The organism is Actinophytocola glycyrrhizae (assembly GCF_042653545.1).
GTDB classification, from domain to species: domain Bacteria; phylum Actinomycetota; class Actinomycetes; order Mycobacteriales; family Pseudonocardiaceae; genus Actinophytocola; species Actinophytocola glycyrrhizae.
On the sequence record NZ_JBHSIS010000009.1, the window covers coordinates 24,526 to 48,590 of the forward strand.

General features: G+C 70.8%; 24 protein-coding genes. 8 read left to right on the top strand and 16 right to left on the bottom strand.

What is annotated here, in order from left to right:
- Positions 1 to 59: 59 nt before the first annotated feature.
- Positions 60 to 836, bottom strand: a complete 777-nt coding sequence (locus tag ACFPCV_RS20010; protein WP_378057770.1) for a lipase family alpha/beta hydrolase — start codon at positions 834 to 836, stop codon at positions 60 to 62.
- A gap of 93 nt (positions 837 to 929) precedes the next feature.
- Positions 930 to 1,811, bottom strand: a complete 882-nt coding sequence (locus ACFPCV_RS20015) for a UbiA family prenyltransferase (protein ID WP_378057771.1) — start codon at positions 1,809 to 1,811, stop codon at positions 930 to 932.
- Between the two features lie 36 nt (positions 1,812 to 1,847).
- Here ACFPCV_RS20015 and ACFPCV_RS20020 point away from each other — a divergent pair, with 36 nt between their 5' ends.
- Genes ACFPCV_RS20020 through ACFPCV_RS20035 form a run of 4 tightly spaced genes read left to right on the top strand, consistent with a single transcriptional unit; the run spans position 1,848 to position 5,611 of the window.
- Entirely contained in the window at positions 1,848 to 2,906 is a 1,059-nt protein-coding gene (locus ACFPCV_RS20020; RefSeq protein ID WP_378057772.1) for a type III polyketide synthase, read from the top strand.
- The gene (locus ACFPCV_RS20025) at positions 2,900 to 3,421 is read left to right on the top strand and encodes an isoprenylcysteine carboxyl methyltransferase family protein (protein ID WP_378057773.1); all 522 of its coding nucleotides are present in this window, start codon (positions 2,900 to 2,902) and stop codon (positions 3,419 to 3,421) included. The genes ACFPCV_RS20020 and ACFPCV_RS20025 overlap by 7 nt, the downstream gene beginning before the upstream one ends.
- Complete coding sequence (locus ACFPCV_RS20030; protein ID WP_378057774.1) at positions 3,414 to 4,457, top strand: NAD(P)/FAD-dependent oxidoreductase; 1,044 nt, start codon at positions 3,414 to 3,416, stop codon at positions 4,455 to 4,457. Before ACFPCV_RS20025 ends, ACFPCV_RS20030 begins: the two co-directional genes overlap by 8 nt.
- Positions 4,457 to 5,611, top strand: a complete 1,155-nt coding sequence (locus ACFPCV_RS20035; RefSeq protein ID WP_378057775.1) for a geranylgeranyl reductase family protein — start codon at positions 4,457 to 4,459, stop codon at positions 5,609 to 5,611. Before ACFPCV_RS20030 ends, ACFPCV_RS20035 begins: the two co-directional genes overlap by 1 nt.
- A 91-nt stretch (positions 5,612 to 5,702) precedes the next feature.
- Here the strand turns inward: ACFPCV_RS20035 and ACFPCV_RS20040 are convergent, their stop codons facing one another.
- Positions 5,703 to 6,191, bottom strand: a complete 489-nt coding sequence (locus ACFPCV_RS20040; RefSeq protein WP_378057776.1) for a hypothetical protein — start codon at positions 6,189 to 6,191, stop codon at positions 5,703 to 5,705.
- Between the two features lie 83 nt (positions 6,192 to 6,274).
- Between ACFPCV_RS20040 and ACFPCV_RS20045 the strand changes: the two genes are divergently transcribed.
- From ACFPCV_RS20045 to ctaD, 3 genes are all read left to right on the top strand, one after another.
- A complete protein-coding gene (locus tag ACFPCV_RS20045) occupies positions 6,275 to 6,742 on the top strand; it encodes an SRPBCC family protein (RefSeq protein WP_378057777.1) in 468 nt (155 codons plus the stop codon).
- A 120-nt stretch (positions 6,743 to 6,862) separates the two neighbouring features.
- Positions 6,863 to 7,561, top strand: a complete 699-nt coding sequence (locus ACFPCV_RS20050) for a catalase family protein (RefSeq protein WP_378057778.1) — start codon at positions 6,863 to 6,865, stop codon at positions 7,559 to 7,561.
- Between the two features lie 221 nt (positions 7,562 to 7,782).
- Positions 7,783 to 9,504 carry an aa3-type cytochrome oxidase subunit I gene (gene ctaD, locus ACFPCV_RS20055; protein ID WP_378058084.1) on the top strand — a complete coding sequence of 574 codons (1,722 nt, stop codon included), beginning with the start codon at positions 7,783 to 7,785 and terminating at the stop codon, positions 9,502 to 9,504.
- Between the two features lie 83 nt (positions 9,505 to 9,587).
- Here the strand turns inward: ctaD and ACFPCV_RS20060 are convergent, their stop codons facing one another.
- Both ACFPCV_RS20060 and ACFPCV_RS20065 read right to left on the bottom strand, forming a co-directional pair.
- Positions 9,588 to 11,696 (bottom strand): choice-of-anchor P family protein, encoded by a 2,109-nt coding sequence (locus ACFPCV_RS20060; RefSeq protein WP_378057779.1) that lies wholly within the window; start codon positions 11,694 to 11,696, stop codon positions 9,588 to 9,590.
- 328 nt (positions 11,697 to 12,024) lie between these two features.
- Positions 12,025 to 12,426, bottom strand: coding sequence for a winged helix-turn-helix transcriptional regulator (locus tag ACFPCV_RS20065; RefSeq protein ID WP_378057780.1), 402 nt, complete (start codon positions 12,424 to 12,426; stop codon positions 12,025 to 12,027).
- A gap of 28 nt (positions 12,427 to 12,454) precedes the next feature.
- Here ACFPCV_RS20065 and ACFPCV_RS20070 point away from each other — a divergent pair, with 28 nt between their 5' ends.
- Complete coding sequence (locus tag ACFPCV_RS20070; RefSeq protein ID WP_378057781.1) at positions 12,455 to 13,036, top strand: hypothetical protein; 582 nt, start codon at positions 12,455 to 12,457, stop codon at positions 13,034 to 13,036.
- Between the two features lie 139 nt (positions 13,037 to 13,175).
- Here the strand turns inward: ACFPCV_RS20070 and ACFPCV_RS20075 are convergent, their stop codons facing one another.
- The 11 genes from ACFPCV_RS20075 to ACFPCV_RS20125 all read right to left on the bottom strand — a co-directional run bounded on the left by ACFPCV_RS20075 (position 13,176) and on the right by ACFPCV_RS20125 (position 23,979).
- Positions 13,176 to 14,060, bottom strand: coding sequence for an SDR family NAD(P)-dependent oxidoreductase (locus tag ACFPCV_RS20075; RefSeq protein WP_378058085.1), 885 nt, complete (start codon positions 14,058 to 14,060; stop codon positions 13,176 to 13,178).
- 17 nt (positions 14,061 to 14,077) lie between these two features.
- Positions 14,078 to 15,604 carry an ABC transporter substrate-binding protein gene (locus ACFPCV_RS20080; protein ID WP_378057782.1) on the bottom strand — a complete coding sequence of 509 codons (1,527 nt, stop codon included), beginning with the start codon at positions 15,602 to 15,604 and terminating at the stop codon, positions 14,078 to 14,080.
- Positions 15,605 to 15,697: 93 nt separating this feature from the next.
- Entirely contained in the window at positions 15,698 to 16,753 is a 1,056-nt protein-coding gene (locus ACFPCV_RS20085) for an ABC transporter ATP-binding protein (protein WP_378057783.1), read from the bottom strand.
- Entirely contained in the window at positions 16,746 to 17,786 is a 1,041-nt protein-coding gene (locus ACFPCV_RS20090; RefSeq protein ID WP_378057784.1) for an ABC transporter ATP-binding protein, read from the bottom strand. The genes ACFPCV_RS20085 and ACFPCV_RS20090 overlap by 8 nt, the downstream gene beginning before the upstream one ends.
- Positions 17,783 to 18,685: an ABC transporter permease gene (locus tag ACFPCV_RS20095; protein WP_378057785.1), complete on the bottom strand. Its 903-nt coding sequence runs from the start codon at positions 18,683 to 18,685 to the stop codon at positions 17,783 to 17,785. The genes ACFPCV_RS20090 and ACFPCV_RS20095 overlap by 4 nt, the downstream gene beginning before the upstream one ends.
- Before the next feature lie 106 nt (positions 18,686 to 18,791).
- Positions 18,792 to 19,739: an ABC transporter permease gene (locus tag ACFPCV_RS20100; protein ID WP_378057786.1), complete on the bottom strand. Its 948-nt coding sequence runs from the start codon at positions 19,737 to 19,739 to the stop codon at positions 18,792 to 18,794.
- Positions 19,740 to 20,037: 298 nt separating this feature from the next.
- A complete protein-coding gene (locus tag ACFPCV_RS20105) occupies positions 20,038 to 20,742 on the bottom strand; it encodes an IclR family transcriptional regulator (protein ID WP_378057787.1) in 705 nt (234 codons plus the stop codon).
- A complete protein-coding gene (locus ACFPCV_RS20110; protein WP_378057788.1) occupies positions 20,739 to 22,283 on the bottom strand; it encodes an FAD-dependent oxidoreductase in 1,545 nt (514 codons plus the stop codon). Before ACFPCV_RS20110 ends, ACFPCV_RS20105 begins: the two co-directional genes overlap by 4 nt.
- The gene (locus ACFPCV_RS20115) at positions 22,284 to 23,177 is read right to left on the bottom strand and encodes an amidohydrolase family protein (RefSeq protein WP_378057789.1); all 894 of its coding nucleotides are present in this window, start codon (positions 23,175 to 23,177) and stop codon (positions 22,284 to 22,286) included.
- Entirely contained in the window at positions 23,174 to 23,578 is a 405-nt protein-coding gene (locus tag ACFPCV_RS20120; RefSeq protein ID WP_378057790.1) for a MaoC/PaaZ C-terminal domain-containing protein, read from the bottom strand. Before ACFPCV_RS20120 ends, ACFPCV_RS20115 begins: the two co-directional genes overlap by 4 nt.
- On the bottom strand, positions 23,575 to 23,979 hold the full coding sequence (locus tag ACFPCV_RS20125; RefSeq protein WP_378057792.1) for an FAS1-like dehydratase domain-containing protein: 405 nt from the start codon (positions 23,977 to 23,979) through the stop codon (positions 23,575 to 23,577). The genes ACFPCV_RS20120 and ACFPCV_RS20125 overlap by 4 nt, the downstream gene beginning before the upstream one ends.
- Between the last annotated feature and the right edge of the window lie 86 nt (positions 23,980 to 24,065).

Here is a 24,065-nt window from a genome sequence, read left to right on the forward strand (position 1 = left end):
GTACCCGCCGCGTAGCCACATAACCTGGCAACCACCCCGGACCGGCGGTGTGTGGCTGATCAGGCGTGCGCGACGGCCAGGGCGGCGTCGGGCGCGTTGGCGAGCCGGGCCTGCGCGGCCGTCCGGTCGCTGAGCCATGGTTCGAGCACCGTGTAGAAGTCGGGGTTCAGCAGCAGGTCGGCGTGGCCGCCGGTCACCTCGACACATCGGGCGTGCGGGTCGCGGCACAGTTCCCATGGTGCGACCCGGTCCTCGCGGGAGTACACCGCCAGCGCGGGAACGGACAGTGGTGCGTTGAGGGCCTCGACGTTGTCCCGGAAGCACGGGCCGGTGAAGCAGTCGCCGTCGAGCAGGCCGCCGATGCCGAGCACGTTGAGCCGGGTGAGGAGCCGGGCGGCGGCGAGGACACGGGGATTCGCGCCGAGCGGGTCGAGCACCGGGCTGCCGACCATGACGAGAGCGCGGACGAGGTCGGGACGGCGCACCGCCACCATGCGGCTGAGCCAGCCGCCCCGGCTGTGCCCGACGAGGACGACCGGCCCACCGGTGCGTTCGACGTGGTGCTCCACCCGCCGCACCAGGCGGGTCACGAGGTCTGTGGTGCATCCCAGGTTGAAGCCGATACCGGCACCGGTCGCCCGGTAGCCGCGCGACGTGAGCCAGGTGCTCGTCACCGTGAGCGCGCGGTCCGTGCAGGCGAAGCCGGGTACCACCACCACGCCGGGTCCGGCGGGTGCGGTCGTGAACAGACCGCTGACCAGGCCGACGGCCTGCTCACGCACGGCGAACCCCACCGCGCGGACCAGCCGCGACACATACCGGGAAGCTGTCGTCATTCGTGGACCTCCTTGGGGACTGTGCATCAGTACCCGGTGAGGCGCGTGCGAACCGTGGTGCCGGGTTCCCGCCCGAGGTGGTCGCGACGGTGGTCAGTTGGTGACCGCGATCAGCAGCACGACGTCCAGGAGCGCGATCGCCATCGTGAACCGGAACGCCAGCGGGCCGCGCGGGGCGCGGACCGCGGACACGCCGGTCGCGACGGCCAGCGTGACACCGACCGCCGACGAGGTGAGCGCGAACGCGGCCGACGTGGTCGCGGGGGCGATGCCGAGCACGACCGCGGCGGCGGCCAGCGCGACCGCCATGACGATCACGCCGGTGCGGGGACCGAGCCGGTGCGGGAGCCCCCGCACGCCGGTCTCCGCGTCCGCCCGCAGGTCAGGCAGGACATTCGCGAAGTGCGCACCGAAACCGAGCAGCGCGGCGACGACCGGCACCCACCACGGTGGCCATGGCTGCCCCGGCAGCGCGACGTACGGTGCGACGGGCAACGCGCCGAAGGCGAGCAGATAGGTGGCTCCGGACCAGATCGTCGCCTTGAGCCCGAGGTTGTACGCCCACGCCGCCGCGACCCCGACCAGCAGAGCGGCCGCGGGGAGCAGCCCGAGCAGCAACGACAACACGACCGTGGCCAGCAGCGCCGCCGATGCCGCTACGGCGACCGCCCTCAGCGGGACGGATCCGGCGGCGACCGGCTTGTCCCGCCGCCCGACGGCGCGGTCCCGGGCGGCGTCGATCCAGTCGTTGGACCATCCGACCGACAGCTGACCGGTGAACACGGCGGCGCCGAGCAACGCCACCTGACCGGCGCCGAGCCCGACGCCGGCGGCAAGCACCACGGCCACCACCGTCACGGCCAGTCCCGGGACCGGATGGCACGCCCCCACAAGACCTCGAGCCAGTTCCGGCCACCGCTGTCTGGCCGCTGTGGCGCGCGGGTCCCTGTTCGGTGCGGCTGCCGAGCCGGTCATCTGCCGAGTGTAGGCGGAGGTCGTAACGTTGAACGGGTGACGACTATCTCGGCGGTGCACGGGGTGCTGCCACCGCATCGATATCCGCAGGCACAGCTGACCGACCTGTTCGGCCGGCTGTGCCTTCCGGACCGGGCCGCGCGAGCCGTGGCGAACCGGTTCCACACCAGCGCCCGCGTCGCCACCCGCCACCTGGCGCTGCCCATCGAGCAGTACGACGAACTGGATGGTTTCACCGCCGCGAACGACGCGTTCCTGTCGGTCGCGGTGAATCTGGGCTGCGAGGCCGCGCTCGCAGCACTCGACGACGCGGGCCTCGAACCGGGGGATGTGGACCTGGTGTTGTCCACAACGGTCACCGGCATCGCGGTGCCCTCCCTCGACGCGCGCATCGCGGCGCGGATCGGGATGCGTCCGGACGTCAAACGGGTGCCGGTCGTCGGACTGGGCTGTCTGGCCGGCGCGGCGGGCATCGCGCGGCTGCACGACTTCCTGCGCGGCTGGCCGACCTCGGTGGCGATGCTGGTGTCGGTCGAGCTGTGCTCGCTCACCGTGCAGCGCCAGGACGCCAGTGCTGCCAACATGATCGCGGCGGGACTGTTCGGCGACGGTGCCGCCGCGGTCGTCGCGGTGGGGGAGGGGCACGTGGCCGCGTCGAACGGACCGCGCGTGGTGGACTCCGTGAGCCACCTGTACGAGAACTCCGAGCGCGCCATGGGGTGGGACATCGGCAGCACGGGCCTGAAAGTGGTGCTGGGAGCGGAGGTGCCCGATCTCGTGCGCACGCACCTGGCACAGGACGTCGAGCGGCTCCTGTCGCCGCACGGGCTGGGGATCGGCGACATCGCACGCTGGATCTGCCATCCCGGCGGGCCGAAGGTGATCGAGACCATCCAGTCGGTGCTGGGACTCGACGAGGACGATCTGGCGATGACGTGGCGTTCCCTGCACCGGATAGGCAACCTGTCGTCGGCCTCGGTTCTGCACGTGTTCGCCGACACGCTCAGCAGCCGGCCGGCGTCGACCGGCGACTGGGGTGTGGTGATGGCGATGGGCCCGGGTTTCTGCGCGGAACTGGTGCTCCTGCGATGGTGAGTCAGATCTGGTACACGGTCCTGGTGGGTCTGGTCGCGGCCGAGCGGCTGGCCGAGCTGGTGGTCGCGAAACGCAACTTGGCGTGGAGCCTGGCCCGAGGTGGACGCGAGACCGGGTTCGGGCACTACCCCTTCATGGTGGTGCTGCACACCGGGCTCCTGGCCGGGTGCCTGGTCGAGGTGTGGCTCGCCGACCGGGGCTTCTCTGGTCTGCTCGGCTGGCCGATGCTCGCGTTGGTGGTCGCGTCACAGGCCCTGCGGTGGTGGTGCATCCGTGTTCTCGGTCACCAGTGGAACACCCGCATCGTGATCGTTCCCGGTCTGCCCCTGGTGACCGGCGGCCCCTACCGCCTGTTCTCGCACCCGAACTACGTCGCGGTCGTCGTCGAGGGCTTCGCCCTGCCGCTCGTGCACGGCGCCTGGCTGACGGCCGTCGTGTTCACGGTGTTGAACGCCGGGCTGCTGACCGTGCGGATCCGCGCGGAGAACGACGCACTGAGGTCGGCACGTGCGTGAGCACCTGCACGACGTCGTCGTCGTGGGCGGCGGCCCCGCCGGTCTCGCCGTCGCGCTGGGCTGCGCCAGGGCGGGCATGGACGTGGTGGTGTGCGAACGACGCGCCGGGGTGATCGACAAGGCCTGCGGGGAAGGGTTGATGCCAGGGGCCGTGCGCGCGCTCGCCGCGCTCGGGATCGACCCCCCAGGGCACCCGATCGAGGGCATCACCTACCGGCAGGGCACGACGGTCGCGCACGCCGCGTTCCGCACCGATCCCGGGAGAGGGGTGCGGCGCACCGTGCTGCACGACGCTCTGCGTGCCGAGGTGGACCGGCAGGGCGTACCCGTGCTGCCGGCCACGGTCACCGACCTCGCGCAGCACAGCGACCACGTGCGCACCGGACGGCTGCGGGCGCGGTATCTCGTCGCGGCCGACGGGCTGCACTCCACGGTCCGCGAACTCGCCGGTCTTGCCAAGACCGGTACCGCGCGCTCCGCGAACGGGCCCCGCTGGGGGCTGCGCCGCCACTACGCCATCGCACCGTTCACCGACACGGTCGAGGTGACATGGGCGGCGCGGTCGGAGGCGTACGTGACGCCGGTCGGGCCGGAGACGGTCGGTGTCGCGATTCTGTCGTCGGTCCGCGGTGGGTTCTCCGAGCAGCTCGCCGCCTTCCCCGACCTCGCGGCACGGATCGCGGAAGCGGAACCGGTCACGCCGGTCCGGGGTGCCGGCCCGCTCCGGCAGCGGACCGCGAGCCGGGTCGCCGGCCGGGTCCTGTTCGTCGGGGACGCGGCCGGTTACGTGGACGCCCTCACCGGCGAAGGCTTGGCGTTGTCCCTGACCACCGCGGCCGAACTCGTCCGCTGCCTCGCGGCGGGCAGGCCCGCCGACTACGAGCGCGCGTGGAAGCGGACGTCGCGGCGGTCACGGTGGCTGACCGAAGCCCTGCTGTGGACGCGGGGGCGCCCCGCGCTCGCGCCGCGGATCGTGCCGGTCGCCGCCAGGGCGCCCCGGCTGTTCTCCGTCGTCGTCGACCAGCTCGCACGCTGATGCGCGGATCGGCGACAGGACGCGACGGGACCGAATGGGACCTGGTCGTCGTCGGCGCCGGGCCGGCCGGCTCGACGGCGGCGATCGCCGCACTGCGTGCCGACCCGGCCGCCCGGGTGCTCCTGCTGGACGCCGCGGCCTTCCCCCGCGACAAGGTCTGCGGTGACGGCGTCGCACCGCACGCCATGGACGTCCTCGCCGGTCTCGGCGTCGGGGTCGCCGGGCTCACGGCGGGGACCGGGCCGGTCACCTCGCTGCGCCTGGTGTCGCCGCGCGGCGAACAGGCCGCCCGGAGCTTCTCGCGGGCCGCGGCCGTCATCCCCCGCGCGCTCTTCGACGCGCGACTCGTGCTGGCCGCACAGGAAGCAGGCGCGGTACTCCAGCGACGTCGTGTCCGTTCGCTCGACACGCGGGGCACGGCAGTCGTCGTCGACGGCGTCGTCCGCGCCCGTACCGTCATCGGCGCGGACGGTGCGGAGTCAGTGGTACGACGACAGTGCGGTGCCGGGCGGGCACCGGTGGGGACCATCGCCATCGCGCTGCGCGGGTACGCCGACGCGGAGCCATGGCCCGCCAGCCGGCAACAGCTCATCATGACCGCTGCGCACTGGCCCGCCTATGCCTGGGTGTTCCCGGTCGGCGACGGCACCGCCAACGTCGGCTACGGGGAACTGATCCGCGACACCTCACCGACCCGGTCTGAGCTGACCGAACGGCTGCACCACCTCGTTCCGGACCTGGCACCCGTGCCGCTGAGCGGGCACCGCCTGCCACTGTCCCCCGGCAGGCCCGACGTCGGGCACGGCCGAGTCCTCCTGACCGGCGACGCCGCGTCGCTCATCAACCCGCTCAGCGGCGAAGGCATCTACTACGCCGTCCTCTCGGGTGCCCTGGCCGGCGCCGCCGCCATGGCGCCGGACCCGGCGCGCTCGTATCGCCGGTCCCTGCGGCACCACCTCGGCCGGCACCTCCTGCACACCGACGTCCTCGCGCGGCTCACCCGGCATCCGAGGCTGGTCGACGTCGCGACCGCCGCCGCCCGAAACGATCAGGCGGTGTTCGACCGGCTCGTCGAGATCGCCCTCGGACCGGGCACACTCGACCTCCACCTGACCGCTGCCATCGTGCGGGCAATGGCACGTCGAGCCGCGTAGCGGACCGCCGCGGTGGGCACGTGGTCCGAAGTCCGGAATCGCACGAGATGGTGCCGGGCGTCTCACACGTCCCGGCACCGTCCCAGCGGCTTCAACCGGCGGCCGGTTCGTCCGGGCTCGCTTCGTGCCCCGGCTCACCGGCCGAGCGGCGCTGCCGCTTGAGGTCCGCTTCGTACACGTGCGGCAGCCCCCGGGTCAGGGTGCGAGCCTCGCCTTCGAGGTCTCGAAACGGTGTGTAGTAGGTGTTCTCGTAGTCCTCGATGACCTGGAAGGTCCAGCGTCCTGGCAGCACGTTGCGGCCGAGAAGTTCACGGGACAGACGTTCTGCCAGTTCCCGGTGTCCGGCCTTCTCGAAGAGCGTGACCGCCCGCTCGACCTTGAAGTCGGCGGCACCGGTGAGTTGGTGGAACGCATACAGGTGTCCCCTCGCCACCTCCACCGTCTCGAGCGCTTCGGTCAGTGCGCCGACCGCCTCGACACTGTCGTCGTCCAGTGCTTCCCGCCATGGTCCCCCCGCGAGCCGGGGGTCGGGCTCGACGTGCCTCGCGCTCCGCCCGGCTCTGTCCGATGTGTACTCCATGACCGCCGGGGTACCCAGGCGCCGGAGAACGATGCCGTCGGCCGCCATCGGCCACCCACATGAGGTAGCGAGGAGAACGTGCGATGAGTACCATCACCGAGTCGGTTGACGTGCAGGTGCCCGTCTCCAGGGCGTACAACCAGTGGACGCAGTTCGAGACCTTCCCGTCCTTCATGGAGGGTGTCGAGGAGATCCGGCAGCTCGACGACACACATACACACTGGGTGACGAAGGTCGGTGGAGTCACTCGGGAGTTCGACGCCACCATCACCGAACAGCACCCCGACGAACGCGTGGCATGGCGGGCGGACGACGGTCCCACCCACGCAGGTGTGGTTACTTTCCACCGTTTGGATGACAGCACCACCCGGGTGACTGCCCAGATGGACATCGATCCGGACGGTTTCGTCGAACAGGCGGCCGACAAGCTCGGCATCCTGAACGGCCGCGTCAAGGGGGACCTGAAGCGCTTCAAGGAGTTCATCGAGCAGCGTGGTCAGGAGACCGGTGAGTGGCGGGGCGACGTGAACCAGCCCGGCTCGGCGAGGTGACCGCGCACCGTGCGGAGCCGCGCATGGGGGCCGCTCCGCACCCATGACGGTTCCCGCCCTCGCGGTGTAGCCGCCGGCCGGCGGGGAACCCTTCTGCGGTCCACCGAGCGGGAGGTCATGGTGAGCGCGCGACCGAGGGCCCCGGCCCGACTGGCCAGGGGCGTGGCGGCGTTGGCGCGGCTGGGTGCCGCGATTCGCCGCGCTCGCGCGTTCCATCCGCGCGGCGAGGTGTTCGACGCCGTGCTCACGGTGGCCGAGCCACAGAGCCACGGCGTGCCGCTGCTCGACCAGCCCGGTGAGCATCCGGCCCTGGTTCGCATGTCGAAAGCGACCTCCACCCCCGGTGGGCTACCGGACGTGCTGGGGTTGGCCGTCCGGATCGAGGACGCCGGGGGCGAGGGCGTCCCACTGGACCTGGCGTTGGCCACGACCGGCGGCAGCCCGGTTCTGCGTCACCTTCTGGTGCCCCGGCGCGATTTCGCCGCCCGCTACGGGTCGCTGCTGCCGTACCGGGTCGGTACCCGGCGCCTCATCCTGGCCGCGGTGGCCGATCCTGCCCGCCGCATCCCGGCCGACCTTGCCGCCCTGACCGACGCGGTCGCCGCCGAGCCACTGGCTTTCCGGATCGTGGTCGCCGCGCTGACCGGACCCTGGCAGCCGGTCGCCACCCTCGTCCTGACCGCACCTCGCCACGACGCGGAAGACCCCTGCTTCGACGTCACCGCCCACGCGCTCCACCGGTTCCACCCGCACGGCCGGCTCAACCGGCTCCGCGGTCCGGCCTACCGCGCCTCCCAGCGCGCCCGCGCGAACAGATAGGTCCGGTCCGGGTGGTCGACTACCCGGAACGGGACCGGTCGTATCCGCACCCCGAGTTCTGTCCGCCCCGGCACCCGGCGCGGAGCCGAGTCGTCACTTCCCCGTTTCGGCTGGCGCGCCGCCGGGTAGTCGTTCGCGGTTTCGACGGCGCGGCGATGTGGGGGTAGGACGTGAGCGTCACGATCAGGCCGACCGAGGTGCCGGGAGCCGCGCCGTCGCGGATGTCCCGGGGTTCGGCGTTTCTGCGGATGTTCCAGACCACCGACCACAAGCAGATCGGGATGCTCTACCTGGTCAGCTCGTTCGGGTTCTTCCTGGTCGGCGGTGTGATGGCGTTGCTGATGCGTGCCGAACTGGGCTATCCAGGGCTGCAGTTCCTGTCGCCGGAGCAGTACAACCAGCTGTTCACCATGCACGGCACGATCATGATGCTGCTGTACGCGACGCCGACGGTGTTCGGGTTCGCGAACGTGATCCTGCCGTTGCAGATCGGGGCGCCGGACGTGGCGTTCCCCCGGTTGAACGCGTTGTCGTTCTGGCTGTTCCTCTTCGGCGGCCTGGTGACCGTCGGCGGCTTCCTCACTCCCGGCGGGGCGGCGGACTTCGGGTGGTTCGCCTACACCCCGCTGTCGCGCATGGAGCACTCGCCGGGACCGGGCGGGAACCTGTGGACCATCGGGCTGATCCTGGGTGGTCTCGGCACGATCCTGGGCGCGGTGAACATGCTGACCACGGTGGTGTGCCTGCGCATGCCGGGGATGACGATGTGGCGGATGCCGATCTTCACGTGGAACATCTTCTTCACCTCCATACTGGTGCTGATCGCGTTCCCGGTGCTGACCGCGGCGCTGTTCGGACTGCTGGCGGACCGCCTGCTCGGGGCGCACGTCTTCGATCCGGCGTCGGGCGGGGCGATCCTGTGGCAGCACCTGTTCTGGTTCTTCGGCCATCCCGAGGTCTACATCGTGGCGTTGCCGTTCTTCGGGATCGTCAGCGAGATCATCCCGGTGTTCAGCAGGAAACCCCTGTTCGGGTACAAGGGGCTGGTGTTCGCCACCATCGGCATCACCGGGCTGTCGATGACGGTGTGGGCACACCACATGTTCGCGACCGGTGCGGTGCTGCTGCCGTTCTTCGCGTTCCTGTCGTTCCTGATCGCGGTGCCGACCGGGATCAAGTTCTTCAACTGGATCGGCACGATGTGGAAGGGACAGCTGACCTTCGAGTCACCGATGCTGTTCTCGATCGGGTTCCTGGTGACTTTCCTGTTCGGCGGGCTGACCGGGGTGCTGCTCGCCGCACCGGCGATCGACTTCCACGTCCACGACACCTACTTCGTCGTCGCGCACTTCCACTACGTGCTGTTCGGCACGATCGTGTTCGCCACGTTCGCCGGGATCTACTTCTGGTTCCCGAAGATGACCGGCCGGATGCTCAACGAACCGTTGGGACGGCTGCACTTCTGGACCACGTTCCTCGGGTTCCACACCACCTTCCTGGTCCACCACTGGCTCGGCGCGCAGGGCATGCCCCGCCGCTACGCCGACTACCTGCACACCGACCAGTTCACCACCCTGCACGCCATCTCCACCGTCGGTGCCTTCCTCCTCGGCGCGTCGGTGCTGCCGTTCATCTGGAACGTGTTCCGCAGCAACCGGTTCGGCGAGCGCGTGGACGTGGACGACCCGTGGGGTTTCGGCAACTCGCTGGAGTGGGCGACGTCCTGCCCGCCGCCGCGCCACAACTTCACCGACCTGCCCAAGATCCGCTCCGAGCGGCCCGCGTTCGAGCTGCACTACCCCGAGATGGTCGAACGCTTCCGCGAGGAATCCGGCCAGCAGCAGGGGAAGACCGAGGAGCGTGCACCAGCACCCTCCGAGGTCGGCGCGGGCGCGACACAACCGGACGACCAGGACGACAACACCGACCCCCGCGGGAAGTGACGACCGACCCATGGCCCGGGATCGTCGGTTCCCGGCCGGTGGACGGTCCGGCCCGAGTCGGCCGGACCGTCCACATCAGCCGGTCAGATGCCCATGCGGCAGCCGGAGAGGATGATCTCCTGACCCAGTAGTGTCACCACCCGCACCGAGTGCTGCGCCAGCTGTCCGTTCGGACCGTTCACCGTCTGGTTGAGGTACACGGTCGCCACCAGGGGGATCGAGATCGTCGTCGGCGCCGTGCCGATGGGCGTGCCGTTGAGCGTGCCCACTCTGGAGGACCCGCTCAGTCCGGCTTCCGTCGCCACGCAACGGGTCTCGATGTCACTGATGCTGATCGCGCCGCCCAGCAACGTCGCGCCGCTGATCTCCGCCGACGCGTCGGTGTGGCCGGTCGACGGGTCCAGCGTGCACTCCGCGTGCAGCGCCTGCACCGTGGCCAGCGCGGGCACCGTCAGGGACGCCGTGGTCAGGTCGCTGTCGGGCGGGCACGTCGCGTGCGGGGTCTTCGCCACGGTCAGCAGGCCGCTCGCGCTGATGGCCCACGCCTCGGCTCGCACGTGCGACACCAGCTTGACCACCGCGGTCGCCGAACCGCCGTCGTCGTCGGTGACCGTCACGACCACCAGGTGCGCGCCCACCCCGGTGTAGGTGTGCGTCGCCGCGCAGGTGCCCGCCCCGGCGCCTTGGTCGACCGTGCCGGCCACGGGAGCCGAACCGTCGTCGAAGTCCACCGTGCACGTGTGCGTGTCGTTGGTCGCGATGTCGGTGAACGGCGCGGTGACGGTGACCGGCGCGCCGCGCAGCACGAGTGTGCCGTCGGCCGGGTCCGCGATGGTCACCTCGGGGGCGACGTTGGTCAGTGTCAGCCCGGTCGTGGCCGCCACCGGCGGGTTCAGCCCGTCGTCAGCGGTGAGGCGCAGTGTCCACACACCGTCGTCGGTGCAGGTCACCGTCGTGCTGACGGCCGAGGCGTCGGCGAAGGAACACGTCGCGCCCGCGTCGACACCGGATGCGGGTGTGGCGGTCCACCGCGTGGTCAGGTCCGGCCCGTCCGGGTCGGTCACCAGGCCGTCGATCGGCACGGCCCGGCCCTCCTGGCCGGCGTACGGTCCGCTCGGGTCGACAGTCGGCGGGTCGTTAACGATCACGGTCACGCAGTCGGTCACCGAGCCGGGGCCGCCGTTGTCCTTGCCGTGGGCGGTCACGCAGATCTCGTGTGTGCCGGAGGTGAGCGGGCCGGTGGTGTACGAGTAGTCCACTGTGGCCGGACCGTCCTGCGGCAGCCCTGGGTTGATGGCGGTCACCGGTGCCGCCGGGCCGCCGTCCACGGATGCGGTGAGGGAGCTCAGTTCCGACGCCAGCAGGTCCGGCAGCACGTCCGGCAGGGTCGCGGGATCGGGTACGTGCACACAGTTGCCGCCGGTGCGGTCCGCGATCAGCTGCAGGCTGTCGCTGTACTGACCGGTCTGGCAGGCGGACCCGGCGCCGACGGCGAACGTGTGGATGTCGACGTTCGCGGGCACCGCGTCCAGCGCGGGGTTCACGTTGCCTGCCGACGCGCCGTCGGACAGGAACGCCACGATCTTGCGTGACTCGTTCTGGGCGTTGGTCACCGTCGTCGCCTTGGTCACCGCGTCCGGGAAGAACGTGCCCGTCGCGACGTCGCGCACCGAGAACTGGCCGACGTGTCCCTGGCTCATCGAGCCGAGCACTTCCTCGACATCCCTGGCGCCGTTGGCGTTCTGGTCGGTCGCGGGACCGGTCAGGACCTGGTTACCGCCCGTCGGTTGCACGTCCGCGACAGCGGCCGAGGAGCCGAAGATGACCGCGCCGACCGTGCCGATCGGGGAGTCGGGGTCCGCGGCGATCGCGTTGAGGGCCTGCGAAGCCTGCACCTCGCACTGCAGCACGGTGCGCGCGGTGCCATCGCAGCTCGCCGCCGTGCTCCCGGACACGTCGACCACGTAGGTGAGCGCGGTGTCCTTCACGACCGCGGCAGCACCCACCGACGCCGTGCCCTCGACCGTCACCGGTCCCCGCGGGAACACCGTGTTGTCGGCGGGGCTGTCGATGGTCACCGAGATCGCGGTGCCACCGGGCAGCTGGCCGTCGACGGCGACGGCCGTACCGGCGAAAAGGGTGATCGCCGCGAATGCGGATATCCCCGACAGACCCAGGGCTCTTCGTTTCATGCCGTCACATCCTCGTTGTCGTCAGATTCCCCGCATCTGTACATCGGTGTGCCGGACTTCCTGTTGCTCCGACGATCCGGTGAAACACGCACCTCCCTGACCGGCCCATTCACATGACGAACGTCATGACCCCCGAGGGTGAGAAAACGACGGAATTCCGTTGTCCCGCTGGGCCGGACGGGAAATCCACGGGCCACCGGGTACGGAAAGTGATGACCGCGGAAATGAGGCGGCATCGCCCGGGTGAAGTCGATCTCGTCAGGTGCTCTGGCCCGAAAGCGTCTTCAGGACGGCGGCCGGGGCCGGCAGGGGAACGGGCGCGTTCGACCTACGCGATCGAGGTGGCGCAGCTCATCGTCGAGCCCGGTGCGATCACGCCGTGGGTGCGCCGCAGGTGGGCCGCACCCCATACCCGGGCCCCTTCGACGACGGGCAGGACGGTGGTCCCGTAGGGCGTGAGCCGGTAGATGACGCGTGCCGGGACCGGTCCGGTCGCCATGCGTTCGACGAGCCCGTCCGCCTCGAGCTCGCGCAGCTGTTCGGCCAGCACCTTGGGGGTGATCGGTGCGCTCCGGCGGCGCAGCCCGGCGAAATGGGACTCGCCGTGGGCAAGCCAGTACAGCAGGGTGAGTTTCCACTTGCCGCCGATCGCGGCGAAGGCAGCGGCCATCGGACAGCCGGGCAGCTGGTTGGGGCGCGAGGGGTTACCTGCAGGTGCCTTCTTGCTCATGGCCGTGCTCCGCTCGGATAGTCGGCCCATGACACTGCCATACAGACGAATCCTGGTCGCGGGCCTCGCGGCCGTCATGCTGGTCGCGATGGCGGCGTCCGGCGGCGCCTCGACGGCTCCCGCGCCGTCGACCCTCGCCGAGGGCCGACACGACTTCGACTGGGAGATCGGCACCTGGCGCACCACGGTGCGGGTCCTCGCCGAGCCGCTCTCCGAATCCGCGGACCAGTGGCTCGACTTCGCGGGCACCAGCGTCGTACGTCAACTCATGGACCGGCGGGCGAACGTCGTCGAGTTGGCGGTCGCGGGGCCGAGCGGCCGTATCGACGGCCTCAACCTGCGGCTGTACGAGCCACAGGACGACCGGTGGAGCTCGACCTTCGTCAACATCCGCGACGGTCTGCTCACCCCGTCGGTGCACGGCGGGTTCCACGACGGCGTCGGCGAGTTCCACGGCGACGACCAGCTCGACGGCCGCCCGATCAAGGTGCGTTTCCTCATCTTCCGCCAGGGCCAGGACAAGGCGAGGTTCGAGCAGGCGTTCTCGGCCGACGGCGGAGCGACGTGGGAGACGAACTGGATCGCCGTGGATCGCCGAATCCGCCGATGACGGCTGACCAGCCGGGGGATGGCCAGGGCGACTCGTGGTGGCCGCGTGGTCGGCGATCGATGATCGCCGACGGTGTGTTGTGGGCGGGGGACCGCGCCCGTCCTCGCCCACAACACACCGGGGGACGACTCGGGCCGGCTCACCCGGCTTTCGTGTGGTGCCGCAGGTGTTGTGCGTACTCGGCGAAGTCGGCCGCCAGTTGCTCCGCGGTCCAGCCGCCTTCGCGGTGGGTCACGAAGGACTCCGTCGGGTGGGACCAGATCGCGAACCGGTCGCCGCCGAAGCTGAAGTACTGGCCGGTGATGTTCGCCGACTCCGCCGATCCGAGATACACCACGATCGGGGCGACGTCCTCGATGGTGCCGGTGCCCTGGCGGCGCAGTTCGGGCGGGACCGGTTCGCCTGCCTCCACTCTGGACACGATGTCGGCCAGTGCCGGGATGGTCGCCGCCATCCTGGTCAGTGCCTTCGGCACCACGGCGTTCACCGTGACCTCGATCCTCGCCAGTTCCACCGACCACACGCGGACCAGGGCGATGATCGCGGCCTTCGACGCGGCGTACGCGGTCTGCCCGAAGCCGCCTGCCTGCCCGGCGGGCGACCCGATGAGGATCAGCCTGCCGCCATCGCCCTGTTCCCGGAACCGCCGTGCCGCGGCCCGGCCGCAGGTGATGGTGCCGCGCAGGTGGCTGTCCAGCACCAGGTCGAGTTCCTCGTCGGACAGTTTGAGCAGGGTCCGGTCCCGCAGCGCGCCCGCGTTGGTGCACATGACGTCCAGCCGGCCGAACTCCTTCACCGCCCGCTCGACCAGCGCGTCCGCGGCTTCCGTCGTGCCGACCGCGCACACCTCGGCGACGGCAGCGCCGCCCGCCGCGGTGATGGCCTCGGCGGCCTCGGCGGCCGCCTCGGCATCCAGGTCGTTGACCACGACCGCGGCCCCGGAGCGGGCGAGGGCCTCGGCGTAGGCGCGACCGAGCCCCCGTCCCGATCCGGTGACGACCGCGACCTTCCCCGTCAGATCGATCTTCTGCATACCCGTCCTCACCGGCTGATCTTGATCGAGGCGAAGTGGTAGTCGCCGAACTTCGGCACCTCGAACCCGGTCACGCCGGGCCGGAAGGCGGCCACCCACTGCACGCCGCAGACCGGGATCACCGGCGGCCCGGCCTCGAACACGTTCTTGATGATCTGCCGGGTCGGTCCCTGCCGTTCCTTCTCGTCACTGTCCGCGCGGGATTCGGCCAGAAGCTCCGGGACACCGTCGAGGGAGAAGTCGCCGGCGTTGTAGCCGCCGCCCGGCAGGTAGAAGTCGGCGACGAACTGGCTCGGGTCCGGCCGGCCCACCTGCAACAGCGAGACGGCTGCGGCGAAGTTGCCGGTCCTGCGGTCCTGGATCATCTGGCTGAACTCCAGCGTGCGCACCTTGGCGTCGATGCCGACCTCCTTGAGCTGGGCCTGGAGGATCTGGCTCAGGTCCTGGTAGGTCGTGTTGGGGCCGTTGACCAGCTCGAAGGAGAAGCCGTTCGGCAGCCCGGCCTCGGCGAGGAACTCCTTGGCCTTCGCGACGTCGTGGTACTTGCCCGCGTCGTCGAGTTCTGGCACGTGCGGCCAGAACCCCTCGCTGAACGGCTGGACGGTCGGGGTGCACCCGCCGTCGAAGAGGCTCTCGCTGATCGCCTCGCGGTCGATGGCGTACAGCAGCGCCTTGCGCACGAGCGGGTCGCCGAACTCCGAGGCCTTGGTGTTCAACAGGATGCCGTTGATCGTGCTGTTCGGGCCCTTCACGAGCGACAGGCCGTTGGCCTCGGCCTCCTCGATCTGCCCCGCGGAGATGGTCGAGCCGTCCATCTCGCCGGACACGACCGAGCGCAGGCGGGTCGGCTCGTCGGCGAAGACCGTCATCTCGATCCCGCTGATCGTGGTCTTCTCGGCGTCCCAGTACTCGTCGAACTTCTTGAACGTGATCTTGCCCTGCCGGAGGTCGCTCAGCTCGAAGGCGCCGGTGCCGACCGGTTTGGTGGGCAGGTCGGGGTCCTCGAGCGCCTTCGGCTCGACGACGATGCCCGCCTCGCCTGCCAGGATGTTGAGCATGTAGCCAGACGGCTGGGAGAAGTCGATCCGCACCGAGTGCTCGTCGAGCGCCTCGACCTTCGCCACCGTCTTGAGCGACGCGGCCTGCGCGCCCTTGGCCTTGAAGGCGTTCAGGGACGCCACGACGGCGGCGGCGTTGAACGGCTCGCCGTTGTGGAACGTGACGCCTTCGCGGAGGGTGAGCGTGAGCGACGTGTGGTCTTCCGAGAACGACCATTCGGTCGCGAGCCCTGGCTTGAGCTCCCCGGCCGGGCTGCGCCCGACGAGGCTCTCGTACACCACGTCCAGGAAGACCGGGTCGAGCGGTGCGGACTGGCGCGGGTCGAACGAGGTGGGCATGCCGGGGACGGCGTACCGGAAGACGGCGGCCGGGTCGTACGCGCCGTCGCCGGACGCGCCCGTCCCGCCGCCGCAGCCGGCGAGCGCCACCGCGGCGGCGCCCAGCAGCGCGACGGTTCGGAGGGTGCGTTGTCTCATGGGTGACCTCCATTGGTCAGCTGTGACGGCGGCGCTTTCGTCGGGGTCGCGCCGCCGGGAGGGGAGAGAGCACGAAGGGTCAGGTGGGTCGGGTCATCGCGTCCCGGCCCGGTCCGGTGTGCCGACCGACGACGGTGACGTCGGTGACGGCGGCGAGGCTGCTGCCGCCGGCTCGTGGCGCAGGCAGGCGACCCGGCGGGTGGGGCTGATCTGGATCAGCGGTGGGTCGTCGGTGGCGCAGGCGTCCATCGCCACCGGGCAGCGGCTCCGGAACCGGCAGCCGACGGGTGGTGCCGCCGGGTCGGGGAGATCGCCGTGCAGGACGGTGCGTTGCCGGGACCGTTGCAGGTCGGGGTTGGGCACGGGCACCGCCGACAGCAGGGCCCTGGTGTAGGGGTGTGCGGGCGACTCGGCGATCTCGGCCGCCGTGCCCTCCTCGACGATCCGGCCGAAGTACATGACCGCGATCCGGTGCGCGAGGTGCCGGACGGTGGCGAAGTCGTGTGAGACCAGCACCACCGCCTGGCCGCTCTCCTGCTGGATGTCCATCAGCAGGTTGAGGATCTCCGACCGGGTCGACAGGTCCAGTGCCGACGTCGGTTCGTCGGCGATCAGCACACTCGGGGACAGCGCCAGCGCCCTGGCGATGCACACCCGCTGCCGTTGCCCGCCCGAGAGCTCGTCCGAGCGCCGGAACGCGAACTCGGGGTCGAGCGCGACCCGTTCCAGCAGCGGTCCGGCGTGTGCGGCCATGTCGCGGCGGGAGATCCGGCCGTGCACCAGCAACGGCTCGGCGACCGCGTGACCGACGGTCTTCGTCGGGTCCAGCGCGCCGTAGGGGTCCTGGAAGATGTACTGGAGCTGTTCGCGGACGCCCTTGAGTGCCTTGCCCCGTACCCTGGTGACGTCGGTGCCCCCCACCTCGATGGTGCCCTCGTCCGGTTCGGACAGCCTGGCGATCAGCTGGGCGACCGTCGTCTTGCCGGAGCCGGACTCACCGACGAGCCCCAATGTGGTTCCCGAGTGGACGGCCAGGTCCACGCCGTCGACCGCGCGCACCGTCCGCAGTGGACGACCGAACACGGTACGGGTCAGTGGAAAGGCCTTCACCAGACCGCTTGCCCTGACGACCACCTCCTGCTCAGCCACGGGGCACCCCCTTCAGGGTCACGGCACCGGCTGCCACCCGGCCGCACCGGGTGCGGTGGCCGCCGGACAGCTCGGCCTCTGGCTGGGGGCGCGCGCACTGGTCGGGCAGCGCGTGCTCGCAGCGCGGTTGGAACCGGCAGCCCGCGGGGAACCGGCCCGCGGGCGGTACGCGGCCGGGGATGACGGTCAACCGGGTCCTCGGCTGCCCGGCCTGCGGCACCGCGGCGAGCAACGCGCTCGAGTACGGGTGCCGCGGCTCGTAGAACAGTCCGCGGACCGACGTCCGCTCGACCACGTGCCCCGCGTACATCACGACGACGTCGTCGCAGAAGTCGGCGACCACGCCGAGGTCGTGGGTCACCAGCAGGACCGCGAGGTCGAGGTCGCGCCGCAGGTCCCTGAGCAGTTCGAGGATCTCGGCCTGGATCGTCACGTCCAGGGCCGTGGTCGGCTCGTCCGCGATGACGAGCTTCGGATCGCAGGCGATGGCCGCCGCGATCATGACCCGCTGCTGCATCCCGCCGGACAGCTCGTGCGGGTAGGACCTGATCCGCTGCCGGGCGTTCGGGATGCCCACCCGGTCGAGCAGTGCCTCCGCGGCGCGCAGCGCGGTCGCCTTGCGCTCGCCGAGGTGGATCCGCCGCGCCTCGGCGATCTGGTCGCCGACGGTCATCGTCGGGTTGAGGCTGCTCATGGGTTCCTGGAACACGATCCCGACCGGGCCGCCCCGCACGCGGCGCAGGTCGCGTTCGTCGCAGTCGAGCAGGTCCACCCCGTCGAACCGCACCGAACCGGCACGTACCGGGAGGCCGGGCGGCAGCAGGCCGAGGATGGCCATCGAGGTGAGGCTCTTCCCGCAGCCCGACTCGCCGATCAACGCCAGCGATCGCTTGCGGTGCAGGTCGAAGCTGACGTCCTCGACAAGGCCGCGCTGTCCTGGGTGGCCGGGCAGGTCGATGGTCAGGCCCTCGACCGACAGCAGGGGCGTCCCGAGCGCGGCGTCACTGTCGATGGGACTTGCAGTCGCGGTCACACGCGCCTCCTGATGCCGACCGCGTCGCGGATCGCGTCGCCGATCGTGTTGAACGCCAGCACGGTCAGCACCATCGCCACCCCGGGGGGCACGACGGCGTACGGTGCCTTGAACTGGTTCGCGTATGCCGCCTCGAGCATCGAGCCCCAGCTCGCGTCGGGCGGCTGGACACCGAGGCCGAGGAAGCTCAGGCTCGCCTCGACCAGCAGCGCGACGCCCATCAGGATGGTCACCTGGACCATCAGCGGCGCGGCGATGTTCGGCAGGACGTGCACCACCAGGATCCTGCGCCGTGACGACCCGATGGCCATCGCCGAGTGCACGAACGTCTCCTCGGCCACGGCGACCGCCGAACCGCGCACCACCCGGAACATGGTCGGGGTGAAGATGATGCCGACGGCGATCATGGTGGTGATCAGACCGGGTCCGAGGATGGCGACGATCGCCAGCGCGCCGACGAGCGCCGGCAGGGCCAGCACCGTGTCGGCCAGCCGTCCGGCGATGGCGTCGACCCACCCGCCGCGGATCGCGGCCAGCATGCCGACCGGCAGCCCGATCAGCACCGCGATGCCGACCGAGATCAGCGGCGCGAGGATCGTGATCCTGGAGGCCTCGATCATCCGGCTCAGCACGTCCCGGCCGAAGTCGTCGGTGCCGAACGGGTGTGTCCAGCTCGGGTCGGCGAAGCGGAGGGCGAGGTTCTGGGCGTCCGGGTCGTGTGGTGCGACCAGTGGGCCGAAGACCGCCAGCAGCGCCAGCAGCGCCACGAATCCCACGGAGGCGGCGCCGGCCGGCCTGCGCAGCACCGCGCGGACCACCTGGCCACGGCGTGGCCTGGCGGGCCGTGGCGGTTGCGGGGGAGTGGCCGCCGCTGCCACCGGTATCGACGTTGTGCTCATGACTTCACCTCGCAGGCTCCGGGGAGCCGCTCGCGGTCGCCCTGTGTTCGATGCTCTGCTCGATGGTTCACTCCGCTAGCTCCGCTCACGGCTCCGCAAGCTCCGCTCATGACGCGCGCACCTTCGGGTTGATCCAGCCGTAGGCCAGGTCGACGACGAGATTGATGACCACCACGACGACCGCGCAGAACAGCACGTAGCCCTGGATGACGGGGTAGTCGCGTTGCAGGACCGAGTTGACGGCCAGCGAGCCGAGCCCGCTGATCCCGACGACCGCCTCGATGACGATCGTCCCGCCGATCAGGCGGCTGGTCTGCAGCCCCAGCACGGTGACCACCGGGATCGCGGCGTTGCGCAGGACGTGCCTGCGCACCAGCCGCGTGGTGGACGAGCCGCGGGAGCGGGCGGTTCTGATGTAGGGCCGGGTGAGCACGTCGGCCACGCAGCCGCGGGTGTGCCGGGCGAGCTCGGCCGCCGTGGCGAGGCCGAGTGCCACCGCCGGGATGAGGATGTGCGACAGCCACGGCCAGAAGCCGTTCGACATGGGCACGTAGGTGGTGGCCGGCAACCACTTCAGCGACAGCGCGAACACCGAGACCAGCAGCATCGCGACCCAGAAGCTCGGCATCGCGATGCCCAGCGTCGCGACGGTCGAGATCAGCCGGTCGAGCCAGGTGCCCTGGCGCAGCCCGGCGACGACGCCCGCGCCGACCCCGATGACCATCGCCAGCACGATCGCGGTGAGCGCGAGCGCCAGCGTGGGCGGTGCGGCGTCGAGGATGCTCGTGGTGACCGGGCGGCCGGTGAACAGCGAGGTCCCGAGGTCGCCGTGGAGCACCCCGCCCAGCCACGAGAAGTACTGCTCGACAACGGGCCGGTTCAGGCCGAGCTGCTCGCGGATCTGGTCGACGTCCGCGACCGAGGCGTTCTCGCCCGCGATGACCTCGGCCGGATCGCCGGGGATCAGCTTCACCATGAGGAAGGTGAGCAGTGAGACCAGCCAGAGGACGAGCAGCCCACCGCCGACCCGGCGTATGACCATCCGTGCGTTCATCGTCTGCTCCGTCCGGCGCTGGGCGGTGGCGGCACAGCCTTCGCAAGGTGGCGATCAGCTGCGTGGTTGGTGGAGGTTCACGACCGTCACATGGGCGACTGCGTACAGGTGGTTGTCCGATAGTTGGACGGCCTGTTCATATTGTGACAAGTATTCTGCATGGCGCCCGCCATCAGGTCAAGGTGGACAGTCGCGGCATCGGGCTGTGCGAGTGCCTGGTCACGCACGGTTGAGCAGCGCGAACACACGCGTGAGCGCCCCCGGCTCACCTATGGTGGGGGGCTCGCGGACAGGTGGGTCAGATGTCGCCGTCGGCGATCTGCTTGGCGGCCTCGATGAGCCGTTGCGCGACGTGCTCGGCGTCCACCTCGGTCATCGAGACGATCCCGATGGCGGCGTCGAGCGGGTGCCCGTCGCCGTCGAAGAGCGGCACCGCGACGCCGACCGCGCCAGCGGTGAGCTTGCCCCGGGAGAGCGCGTACCCGACGCGGCGCGCCTCCTGGACGGCCTCCGGGTCCGATGCGCCCGGTTTGCGTCCCATCAGGATGGCCACGCCGCTGGCGCCCTGGTCGAGCGGATGACGGGCGCCGCTGTGCTGGGAGAGGTGGTACACCGACTCCGGCGGTTCGACCACCGCGAGCGCGACCGCGTCCCCGCCGTCGGCCACCACGCACTGCGTCGTGGCGCCGAACTCGTGGGCGAGCCTGCGCAGGTGGGGTGCCGTCGCCCTGCGCAGCTCGTGGTTGACCTGCCGGGTGAGCTGGATGACGCCGAGACCGAGCCGGTAGCGGCCGGAGCCGCCTTCTGCCACGAACCGGTGCGAGCGCAACGTGGTCAGCAGCCGGTACACCGCCTGCCGGTGCACCCCCAGGGAACTTGCCAGCTCCGCGACCGTCATGTCCCGGTCCTCGACGGCGAGAAGCTCGAGCAGGCGCAGCCCCCGGTCGAGGGTGAGCGAACCGCTCTGGGCGGGACCGTCGCTGTCGCGGCCATCACTGCTCATGTCTGGCACCTCTCCGACCCTATCGACGCGCTGGACACGCGTCGCACCCCCGTCCGGTTCTCCGCGGCCGCGGCCCCCGCGATCCGCCCGAAGGCCATGCACTCCGCGAGACTGGCGCCGCCTGCCGGGTACAGCAGGCCGTGCACCGAGCCGAGCTCACCGGCCGAGTACAGGTTCGGGATGACGTCCCCGTGCGCCGCGACCACCCTGGCGTGCTCGTCGCGCCGCGGCCCACCCACCGTGTGCGAGCCGCCGGGCCACAACGGCACGGCGTAGAAGCGTTCACCGGTGAGCGGCGTGAGCGTGACCGGGTCGCGGCCGAAGTCGTCGTCCCGGCCACGGGCACACAGTTCGTTGTACCGCCCCACGGTCGCCGACAACGCCTCCGGATCGAGGTCGCAGGCCTGCGCGAGGTCACGAACCGAGGAGCCGTGGCGGATCCACCCCCGCTCGAGTTCGGCGACGTTGTCGGCGCTCCAGGCGTGGTCGTGGACCGGGCCCGCCGGACCGGAGTAGGTCGGCACCAGCGGCGCCTTGCGGAACCGGGCGTCGTCGAAGATCCACCACGTCGGGATCCTCGGGTGGGTCAGTGACCGCGCGTCCATCGCGAGCAGTTCCAGGTTGGCGGCGTGCTGGCGGCCGGGCTCGTCGAGGAACCGGCGGCCCGCGCCGTCGACGAAGACCGCGCCCGGGTTGCCGTCGGTGGCCGGGCCGAACCGCCCGGACCCCCACAGGTCGATGCCGGTGCCGCCGCCGTACCCGGTGCCGTCGAACCGGGCGACGAAGTGCCCCGGCCAGGTGTTCATGTGCCACAGGTCGGCCCCGACCTCCTGGGCCATCCGGACGCCGTCGCCGGTGTTGTCCTGGCTGCCGTAGAAGTGGACCGGGGTGACCGGGAGGTACTGCCGCTTCAGCGACTCGTCGCCTTCGAAGCCGCCGACCGCCAGCACCACGCCACGCCGGACGCCGATGGTGGTGACCCTGTCGCCCTGCTGGACCCGGACGCCGACGACGGCGCCGTCCGGCCCGGTCAGCAGCGCGGTGGCGGCGGTGCCGTACCGGACCTCGATGCCACGCTCGGACACCAGCGACCGCAGCAGACCGTGCAGTGGGCAGCCCGGGTAGTCACCGGACCGGGGCGTCGGCAGCGCCCTGTACACGGTCACCGAGTCGTGGTCGGGCAGCGTGTCGTGCTCGCCGTGCAGGTCGAGCACGGCGTACTCGCCGCCGTGCTCGGTGAGCCACGCCGGGTTGGCCGCGGTCTGCTCCGCCCACGTCCTGATCAGCCCGGGGCTGACCTGCTCACCGTTCACCGCGTACAGGGCCGCGAGATACCGGACTGCGCGGTCGACGTCGGTGGGCACCAGGAAGAACCCGGCCGCGTACCGGCTGTTGGGCCGGTGGTTGCCCTCGGGCTGCTTCTCGATCACCACGACCCGCGCGCCGGCGTCGTGCGCGGTCACCGCGGCGACGGCCCCGGCGTTGCCGAACCCCAGCACCGCGACGTCGACCTGTTCGTCGAACTCTCCCGTGAAGTACACCTAGCCTCCCGCCCCGGTGAGGCCGAACAGCCGCGCCGCGTTGGCCTTGAGGATCTTCGGCCGGACCTCGTCGCGGAAGCCCGCGTTGGCGAAGTCCGCCAGCCACCGGTCCGGGGTGATCATCGGGAAGTCCGAGCCGAACAGGACCTTGTCGGCCAGCAACGTGTTCGCGTACTGGACCAGCTGCGGCGGGAAGTACTTCGGTGACCAGCCGGACAGGTCGATGTGGACGCCCGGCTTGTGCATGGCCACCGACAGCGCCTCGTCCTGCCACGGGAACGACGGGTGGGCGAGGATGATCTTCAGGTCGGGGAAGTCGGCGGCCACGTCGTCGACGGCCATCGGGTTGGAGTACTTCAGCCGCAGGCCGCCGCCCCCCGGCCGCCCGGCGCCCGCACCGGTCTGCCCGGTGTGGAACAACGCGACCATCCCGTGTTCGGCCAGCACCTCGTAGAGCGGGTAGGCCATCCGGTCGTTCGGGAAGAAGCCTTGCGAGGTCGGGTGGAACTTGAACCCGCGCACGCCGTGCTCGGTGATGAGGCGCTGGGCCGTCCGTACCCCCTTGGCGCCCCGGTGCGGGTCGACGCTGGCGAACGGGATGAGCACGTCGCTGTACTCGGCGGCCAGCTCCGCGATCTCCTCGTTGGGCGGGTGGGGTTCCCTGCCGGTCAGGTGCACCGAGTCGACGGTGAACACCACCGCCGCCATCCGCCGCTCCCGGTAGTACTCGGCGAGCATCGGGACCGTGAACCGGGTGACCTTGCCCGCCTTGAAGTACTTCGTCATCGCCGCGAAGCCCTCGCCCTCCGTCTCCTCCGGCTGGTCGGCCACGGAGAGCTGCACGTGGGTGTGGACGTCGATCGCCTCGATCCGGTCCACGTCGACGCCGGTCACGGGAGCACCACTGTGGCCGTGCCGCTCAGCACCGTCTTGTCCCCGCTGGTGGCCTGGACGGAGATCTCCGCGCGGTGCTCCCCGTCGACGTTCGCGACCGCCTCGACGCGGGCGGTCACCGAGATGGTGTCGCCCGGCCAGGTCGGTGCCTGGAAGCGGGCCCGGTACCTGCGCACGTTCGCGACGCCGAACCAGCCCGCCAGCACCTCACCGGCCATGCCCATCACGAGCATCCCGTGCGACATCACCGTCGGGTTCCCCGCGACCTTCTTCGCGAACGGCTCGTCGGTGTGCAGCGGGTTGAAGTCGGCGGAAGCCCCCGCGTACATGGCGATCTGGGTCCGCTTCAAGTCGGAGACGACGACCTGCGAACGCTCGTCACCGACCGCGATCGCCATCATCGCTTGACCACCGTCACGGTCGTGGCGCGGGCGACCAGCTCGCCCGCCGCGTCGTGGAAGTCGGTGTGGCGTTCGGCGAAGTCGAGCACGCCCGACCGTCCTTCCTTGGTCCACGTCCTGCCCGTTCGTTTGTGGACGGTGAGGGTCTCACCCACGCGCAGCGGGCGGAAGTACTCGAACTCCTGCTCCGCGTGCAGACCCCCGCCGCCGCGGCTCTCGCCCGGTTCGGCGCCGGAGCCGTGCCACGGCTGCCCCGGGCGCATCACCAGCGGCCAGTCCGGATCGAAGTGGGCGTAGGCGATGGGAAACGTCAGCGGCACACCACCGTCCGGCGGCGGCTCCGCGCCGAGAGCCCGCGCGAACGCCAGCACGTGCCCTTGTTCGATGGGGAAGTCACTCACGCAGTCCCGCCTCCCCGGATTTCAGTGTGTTGGTCACGTTGGCGGACGAAGGTGCTGTTCGGTCACGTACTTGTGGCTGGTTTGCG